The sequence below is a fragment of the Streptomyces sp. NRRL F-5650 genome, assembly GCF_000721365.1.
GTDB classification, from domain to species: domain Bacteria; phylum Actinomycetota; class Actinomycetes; order Streptomycetales; family Streptomycetaceae; genus Streptomyces; species Streptomyces ardesiacus.
In genome coordinates, this window is the sequence record NZ_JOGV01000080.1 from 18,579 (window position 1) to 27,470 (window position 8,892).

Genomic DNA, 8,892 nt, shown 5'->3' on the forward strand with positions numbered 1-8,892 from the left:
CGGCTGGTCAGGGCCGTCACCGCCGCGGCCACCCGGCCCGGCCTCGCCACCGGCACCGTCCTGATCACCGGCGCCACCGGCACCCTCGGCGCCCTGTTCGCCCGCCACCTGGTGACCCGGTACGGGGCGGCCCACCTGCTGCTGGCCAGCAGGCGCGGCCCGGACGCCCCGGGCACCGCGGAACTCGCCGCGGAGCTGACCGAGCTGGGCGCGACGGTCACCGTGGCCGCCTGCGACGCGGCCGACCGGGACGCGCTGGCGGCACTGCTGGCGACGGTCCCGGCCGAGCGGCCGCTGACCGGCGTCGTGCACGCCGCCGGGCTGCTCGACGACAGCGTCCTGGAGGCGATGCGGCCCGAGCAGCTCGCCCGCGTCCTGCGGCCCAAGGTCGACGCCGCGCTGAACCTGCACGAGCTGACGGCCGGTCACGACCTGTCGATGTTCGTGCTGTTCTCCTCCGTCGCCGGCGTCCTCGGACTGCCGGGCCAGGCCAACTACGCCGCGGCCAACGCGTTCCTGGACACCCTGGCCGGACACCGCGCCGCGCGGGGCCTGCCGGCCGTGTCGCTGGCCTGGGGCCTGTGGGCGCAGGCCAGCGGCATGACCGGCCACCTCGCGGACGCCGACCTCGGCCGGATGCGGCGCGCGGGACTGGCGGCGCTCTCCTCGGAAGAGGGCCTGGCCCTGTTCGACGCCGCGGTCCGCTCCGGCACGGCCCTGCTCGTCCCGGCCCGGATCGACCAGAGCGCGGTACGGGCGCACGGCACGGTCCCGCACCTGCTGCGCGCGGTGGTGCGCGAGCGGGTCAGGCGGGCCGAGGCCGCCACCGCGACCGGCCCCGCCTCGCTCGCCGAGAGCCTGGCCCACCTGCCCGGCGAGGAGCGGGAGGAGGCCCTGCTGGGCCTGGTGCGCGAGCACACGGCCACCGTGCTGGCCCACAACACACCGGGCATGGTCGACCCCCGGCGCACCTTCAAGGAGCTGGGGTTCGACTCGCTGACCGCGGTGGAACTGCGCAACCGGCTGGGTTCGGCGACCGGGCTGCGGCTGCGGGCCACCCTGGTGTTCGACTACCCGACGCCCACGGCACTCGCCACCCACCTCGGCACGGCGCTGGGCCCGGCCGAGCCGTCCGTACCGCCGACCGGGCCGGAACAAGCGGCCCCCACACCCACCGATGCGGCCCGTGAGCTGGACGGGATGGCGCTGGACCAGCTCTTCGACCTCATCGACGGCGAACTCGGCACGTCCTGACCGGAGGTCTTGTGAGTAACGAAGAGAAGTTGGTCGAGTACCTCAAGCGGGTCACGGCCGAACTGCAGGAGACCAAGCAACGGCTGCGGGACGCGCAGGAGGCGAGCCGGGAACCGGTGGCCGTCGTCGGCATGGCGTGCCGGTTCCCCGGCGGGGTCGACTCGCCGGACGACCTGTGGAGGCTGCTGTACGCGGGCGAGGAGGCGATCTCCGACTTCCCCGACGACCGCGGCTGGGACACGGAGTCGCTGTACGACCCGGACCCGGACGCGCACGGACGCACCTACACCAGGCGCGGCGGATTCCTGCACCGGGCGACCGAGTTCGACCCGGAGTTCTTCGGGATCTCCCCGCGTGAGGCGGCGGCGATGGACCCGCAGCAGCGGCTGCTGCTGGAGACCTCGTGGGAGGCGCTGGAACAGGCCGGCATCCGGCCCGCGTCGCTGCGCGGCGCCCGGGTGGGGGTGTTCGCCGGGGCGATGTCCCCGGACTACGGCCCCCGGCTGCACCACGCCACCGGCGGCGCCGAGGCCCACCTGCTCACCGGCACCACCAACAGCGTCGCCTCCGGGCGGATCGCGTACACCCTCGGGCTGGAGGGACCGGCGGTCACCGTCGACACGGCGTGCTCGTCGTCGCTGGTGGCGCTGCACCTGGCGGTCCAGTCACTGCGCCGCGGGGAGTGCACCATGGCGCTCGCCGGCGGCGCCACCGTGATGTCCACCCCGGGCATGCTCGTCGCCTTCAGCCGCCAGCGCGGACTGTCGCAGGACGGGCGCTGCAAGTCCTTCGCCGACGCGGCCGACGGCACCGGCTGGGCCGAGGGCGCGGGCATGCTGCTGGTGGAGCGGCTCTCGGACGCCCAGCGGCTCGGGCACCCGGTCCTGGCCGTGGTCCGCGGCAGCGCCGTCAACCAGGACGGTGCCTCCAACGGGCTGACCGCGCCCAACGGCCCGTCCCAGCAGCGGGTGATCCGGCAGGCGCTGGAGGACGCCGGGCTGTCCCCCGCCGACGTGGACGCGGTCGAGGCGCACGGCACCGGCACCAGCCTCGGCGACCCCATCGAGGCGCAGGCACTCCTGGACACCTACGGCACGGACCGCGACCGCCCGCTGTGGCTGGGCTCGCTGAAGTCCAACATCGGCCACACCCAGGCCGCCGCCGGGGTCGGCGGTGTGATCAAGACCGTACTGGCGCTGCGGCACGGCGTGCTGCCCCAGACCCTGCACGTGGACGCCCCGTCGTCACACGTGGACTGGTCGTCGGGGGCCGTGAGCCTGCTCACCGAGCGGCGCACCTGGCCGGTCACGAGCGCGCCCAGGCGGGCCGCGGTGTCCTCCTTCGGGATCAGCGGCACCAACGCGCACGTCGTCCTCGAACAGGCGCACAAGAGCGAGACGCCCGAGCCGGACACCGGCCGGACGCTGCCCCTGGTACCGCTGGTCCTCTCCGGCCGGACCCCCGAGGCGCTGGCCGGACAGGCGGGACGGCTGCTCGCCGCCGTCCGGACCCACGAGCCGCTGGACGTCGCGTACTCGCAGGCGGTCACGAGGACGGCGTTCGAGCAGCGGGCCGCGGTCGTCGCCGCCGACCGGGACGGGCTCCTCGACGGCCTGCGCGCGCTCGCCTCCGGCGGCACCGCCCCGACCGTGGTCAGGGGCGCGGAACTGCCCGGCCGTACCGCGTTCGTGTACGCCGGACAGGGCACCCAGCGGCTCGGCATGGGCCGCGAACTGTACGCGGCCTTCCCCGAGTTCGCGCAGGCACTGGACGAGGTGTGCGCGGGGTTCGACGGACTGCTGGACCGCCCGCTGCGCGAGGTGCTGCTCGCGGAACGCGACCCGGCGCCGGGACTGCTGGACCGGACCGGATGGGCGCAGCCCGCGCTGTTCGCCGTCGAGGTCGCGCTGACCCGGCTCCTGGGCTCCTGGGGCGTACGTCCGGAGGTGCTGGCCGGACACTCGATCGGCGAACTGTCGGCGGCCTTCGTGGCGGGACTGTGGACGCTTGAGGACGCCTGCCGCGTCGTCGCGGCGCGCGGCAGGCTGATGGAGCAACTGCCCGAGGGCGGCGCCATGGTGTCGGTGCGGGCGTCCGAGGACGAGGTCGCCGGGGTGCTGGCCGGCGACGAGGCGTGCGTCGCCGCCGTGAACGGCCCCGACTCCGTCGTCGTCTCGGGTGAGGAGGAGGCGGTCCTGCGCTGCGCCGACCACTTCGCCTCCCTGGGCCGCCGGACCAAGCGGCTGCGGGTGAGCCACGCCTTCCACTCGCACCTGATGGACCCGATGCTGGAGACCTACCGCGAGGTGGTCGCCGGCGTGGCGTTCCACGAGCCGGTCCTGCCGCTCGTGTCGACGGTCACCGGTGAGGCGCTGCCGGCCGAGCGCGTCTGCTCGCCCGAGTACTGGGTGCGCCAGGTCCGCGAGCCGGTGCGGTTCGCCGTCGCGGTGCGCCGCCTCCAGGACGAGGGAGCCACCCGCTTCGTCGGGATCGGCCCGGACGCCACGGTGTCGGCGATGACCGAGGACTGCTTCGCGGAACGGGAACCGCTGCCGGTCGCGGTGCCGGTGCTGCGGGCCGACCGCCCGGAGGCGGCCACCGCGCTCACCGCGCTCGGCGCGGTCCACGCGCACGGCGCGGAGGCCGACTGGCACCAGGTGTTCGCCGGGACCGGCGCGGCGACCGTGCCCCTGCCGACGTACGCCTTCCAGCGCGAGCGGTACTGGATGAACGCGCCGGCACCCGGCGACCTGCGGGACACCGGACTGGCGGCCGGTCAGCACCCCGTGTTCGGGGCCGTGCTCACCCTGCCGGACTCCGGCGCCACCGTGCTCACCGGCCGGCTGGTGCCGGAGAGCCAGCCCTGGCTCGCCGACCACGCGGTGCTGGACCGGGTGGTCGTGCCGGGGACGGCCTTCGTGGAGATGGTGCTGCGCGCCGGGCGCGAGGTCGACTGCGAACTGCTCGACGAACTGACCCTGCACACCCCGCTGGTGCTCGCCGACCGGGGCGGCGCCCGGGTCCAGGTCGTGGTCGAGGCCGCCGACGACGCGGGCCGGCGGGCGGTGTCGGTGCACTCCCAGCCGGACGGCGGCGAGTGGGTCCGCAACGCCGACGGCGTGCTGTCCGAACGGGCCCCGGACCCGGAGCCCGACCTCACCGTCTGGCCCCCGGAAGGGGCGCGGGAGGTCGAGGTCGGGGACGTCTACGGCGACCTGCGCGGCCGGGGCTACGACTACGGGCCCGCCTTCCAGGGCCTGACGTCACTGTGGCGGCGCGGGGACGAGGTGTTCGCGGAGGTCGTCCTGCCGGCCGAGGCGGAGGCCGACGCCGAGCGGTTCGGTCTGCACCCCGCGCTGCTGGACGCGGCGCTGCACGCGGTCTGGTACGGATCCTTCCTCGACGGGATGGACGGTGCGGCCATGCCGTTCGCCTGGTCCGGGGTGTCGCTGTCGGCGGTCGGAGCGACCACGCTGCGGGTGCGGATGACGTCCTGCGGGACGGACACGGTGTCCGTCGCGCTCGCCGACGCCACGGGCGCGCCGGTGGCGTCGGTCGGCAGCCTGCTGCTGCGCCCGATGCCGACGGACGCGCCGGGCATGGCCACGGACTCGATGTTCCGGGTGGACTGGCAGAGGGTGTCCGCGGAGCCGGACCGGTCCGTGCGGTGGGCGCTCGTCGACGGCCTGGCGGACGTCCCCGCCGACCCGGACGTGGTCTTCCTGCGCTGCCCGGCCGGACCGGACGCGCGGCAGGTCACCGGCGCCGTGCTCGGCGTCATGCAGGAGTGGCTCGCCGAGGACCGGTACGGCTCCGCGACCCTGGTGCTGGTGACCGGCGAGGCGATCGGCACCGAACCGGGGGAGCGGCTCGCGGGGCTCGTCCAGTCCGGGGTGTGGGGACTGGTGCGCACGGCGCAGACCGAGAACCCGGGCCGGTTCGGGCTGCTGGACGTGGACACCGAAGAGGTGCCCTGGGACGAGCTGGCGGCGCTGGTCGTCCAGGAACCGCAACTGGCCCTGCGGTCCGGCCGGGTGCTCATGCCCCGGCTGGCCCGGGCCGAGGCCGGCGGCGACGGGGCGCCCGTGGCGGCGTTCGGCACCGGCACGGTCCTGCTGACCGGCGGGACCGGCACGCTCGGTGCCCTCGTGGCCCGGCACCTGGTGAGCACACACGGCGTACGACGGCTGCTGCTGGTCAGCCGCGCGGGCGCGGCCTCCCCGAAGGGCGCCGAGCTGGCGGCCGGACTGACCGCTCTGGGCGCCGAGGTGGAGATCGCCGCGTGCGACACGGCCGACCGCGCGGCCCTGGCGGAACTGCTGGCCGGCATCCCCGCCGAAGCCCCGCTGACCGCCGTCGTCCACGCGGCCGGCGTGGTCGACGACGGAGTGCTGACCGAGCTGACCGGGCAGCGGCTCGACGCGGTGCTCGGGCCCAAGATGGTCGCCGCGTGGAACCTGCACGAGCTGACCCGCGACCTCGACCTGTCGGCCTTCGTCCTGTTCTCGTCGTTGTCCGGCCTGATCGGCCCGGCGGGACAGGCCAACTACGCGGCGGGCAACGCCTACCTGGACGCCCTGGCCCAGTACCGGCGGGCCCGCGGTCTGCCGGGTGTGTCGCTGGCGTGGGGCATGTGGTCCGAACGCAGCACGATGACCGAGCACCTGACCGACGTGGACCTGGCCCGGCTGGCCCGGCTCGGCGTGACCCTGACCTCCGGGGAACAGGGCGTGGCCCTGCTGGACGCCGCGCTCGGCCGCGACGAGCCGGTGCTGGTCCCGGTCGCGCTGGACCTGGCGTCGGTGCGCGCCCAGCGCGAGGTGCCGCCGATCCTGCGGCGGCTCGCGGGCCGGGGTAACCGGCGGCGGGCCGCGCACCGGGCGGCTTCCCTCCCGGTGGCCGACAAGCTGGCCGGGCTGCCGGAGGAGGGCCGGTACGAGATCCTGCTCGACCTGGTCTGCACGGAGATGGCCGGCGTCCTGGAGTACGCGCCGGGACGGACGGTCGAGCCCGAGCGGGCCTTCTCCGACCTCGGGGTCGACTCGGTCTCGGCCGTGGAGTTCCGCAACCGGCTCAGCGCCGCGACCGGGCTGCGGCTCGCGCAGACGCTGGTGTTCGACCACCCGACCGCGGCGGCCGTCACCACCGAGCTGATCCGTGAACTCGCCGTCAGGGACACGGCCCCCACCGGTTCGGTGCTCACCGAGCTGGACCGGGTCGAGGCCGCGCTGACCGAGTCCTCGGTGACCGGCCCGGACGGGGACCGCATCGCGGAACGCGTCGAGGGCCTGCTGCTCAGGATCCGCGCCTACCGGGACCCGGCCGACCCGTCCCCGGACAGGCTCGACACCACCGTCGCGACGGACGAGGAGCTGTTCCAGTTCCTGGACGGCAACTGAGCACCACGCGGCGGCGATCCGGCGGCCCACGGCCGCTCGAGGGGGCCCCGGTCCCGGCCGAGCACTCATGACGTCCCCCGGTCATGAGCGTTCATCCGGAACCGGGGCCCCACGCGTGTGCGAGGGGGGTGAAGGGGCCGGCGCCCATGTTGCCCCGGGCCTTGAGCGTCCGGTACCGGGCTCTGCGCGTGTGCCGGGGACAGCGAAAGGCCTCTGCCCCCCGTCCGTGGTGACGGGGGGCAGGGGCCGAGAGGGCCGGGGGGCCGGACGGGGTCAGCCGCGGGTTCCGGGGGCCGGGAAGTAGCCCGTCGAGGTGAAGAACTCCGCGTACGTGCGGAAGAGTCCGGCGTCGATCTCCGGGCACGTGATGCCCGTGTCCGCCAGGGCCGCCTCCGTCTCGCTGACGTCCACCCGCATGTACAGCGCCTCGCCGGCGGTCATGTACTCCCGGAAGATGTCGATCGTCGGGAAGAGCGCGTTGTCCCGGTCGGTGCGGACCCCGGCCACGAACTCGTCCCAGGAGACCTCCTCCAGGACATGGCCGGCCTCACGCAGCCGCGCCACCATCTCGGCGAAGCTGACCGCCACCGGGTTGAACAGGTGGAAGGTCCGGTTCTCCGCCGTGCGGGACAGCTCCAGGACGGCCGCGCTGACGTAGTCCACCGGCACCATGGGGAACCAGGCGTTCGCGCCGGCCGGGACCGCCCCCGCCTGGAGGCTGCCCTTGAGGCTCAGCCACACGAAGTCGCGGGTCTGGCAGGCGCCGTTGGACTGCGCCCCCGAGACGACGTCCGCGCGGTAGACCGACACGGGCAGCCCGCGCTCCTGCGCCAGGTGGATGATCTTCTCGGCCACGTACTTGGTCTGCCGGTAGCCGTTGGTGAGCAGCTCCGGCGGGCCGGTCGGGTGCTGCGGGGTCAGCGCGCCGCCGTCGGGGGCGGGACCGGCGAACACCCCGGTGCTCGACACGTAGTGCAGCGGCACCGTCCGGTGCCGCGCGGCGAGCCGCAGGGCCTCCTCCGTGCCGGTCACGTTGGCCGCCTTCAACAGCGGGTACGGGTGCAGCCAGTTGACCGTCGCGCCCGCGTGGTAGACCACGTCGGCCTCGCGGGCGAGCCGGTCGAACCGCTCCGCGCCGAGACCGAGGAGGGGTTCGGCGAGGTCGCCGGTGAGGACGACGAGCCGGTCGGTGTCGATCTCCTCCCAGATGCCGTACCAGGTGAGGTTGGCGCGCAGCCGGTCGAGCGCCGCCGCCTCGTCGGCGCCCCGGACCAGGCAGTGCACGGTGGCCTTGGTCGAGCGCATCAGCTCCCGCAGGAGGAAGGCGCCCACGAACCCGGTCGCCCCGGTGAGGAACACCTGCCGCGGGTCGGCGACCACGGTGGTGACCTCCGCGGCCGGGACCACGTCCTCGGCCAGCCGTATCTCGGCGGCGAAGTCCACCTCGGAGGCCGCCCCGGTCCCGCTGCGGCTGGAGAGTTCCGAGTCCAGGTACTCGATCAGCGCCGCGGGGTGCTTGTGGTCGAACAGCAGCGTCGGCGGCAGGCGCAGCCCCGTCCCGTTCTCCAGCAGGTTCCGCAGCTCGACCGCGGTCAGCGAGTCCAGCCCGAGGTCGGTGAAGGCCGTGGTGGGGGAGATCCGGTCGGTGCCGCCGTGACCGAGGATCGTGGCCGCGGAGGTGCGCACCAGGTCGAGCAGGACCTCCTGGCGGCCGGCCGCGTCCAGCCCGGCGAGGCGCTCGGCGAGCTGCCCGCTGTCGGCGGCGGCCACCGAGACCACGCGCCTGGCCGGCCTGCGCACCAGACCCCGCAGCATGGGCAGCACGGGTCCGGGCTGCCGTTCGATCAGGGCGAGGTCCAGGTGCATCGGCACCGTCGTCGCGGGTGCGGCGGCGAGCGCCGCGTCGAACAGCGCCGTTCCCTCGGCCGGCGAGATGGGCCGCAGGCCCGCCTGCGTCGCGCGGGCCCAGTCCACCTCGGTCAGCCGGGACGCCATGCCGCTCGACTGCGCCCACGCCGCCCAGGCCACCGAGTCGGCCGGCAGCCCGGCCGCCCTGCGGTGCTGCGCGAGCGCGTCCAGGAACTGGTTGGCCGCCGAGTAGTTCGCCTGACCGGGCGACCCGACGATGCCCGCCACGGACGAGAAGAGGACGAAGAGGGTGAGGGGGTGGTCGCGGGTGAGTTCGTGGAGGTGCCAGGCGGCGTCGGTCTTGGGGCGCAGGACGGTGGTGAGGCGGTCG

The 8,892-nt window shown here is 75.0% G+C and carries 1 protein-coding gene and 1 pseudogene; one reads left to right on the top strand and one right to left on the bottom strand.

The genetic code is table 11. The features are described 5' to 3' along the window. Positions 1 to 51: 51 nt before the first annotated feature. Positions 52 to 6,650: pseudogene (locus tag IG88_RS0136665) on the top strand (SDR family NAD(P)-dependent oxidoreductase); the annotation flags it as partial. A gap of 276 nt (positions 6,651 to 6,926) precedes the next feature. Here the strand turns inward: IG88_RS0136665 and IG88_RS0136670 are convergent. Next, positions 6,927 to 8,892: thioester reductase domain-containing protein (locus IG88_RS0136670; RefSeq protein WP_031050879.1), on the bottom strand; the 1,966-nt coding region annotated here is incomplete at its 5' end.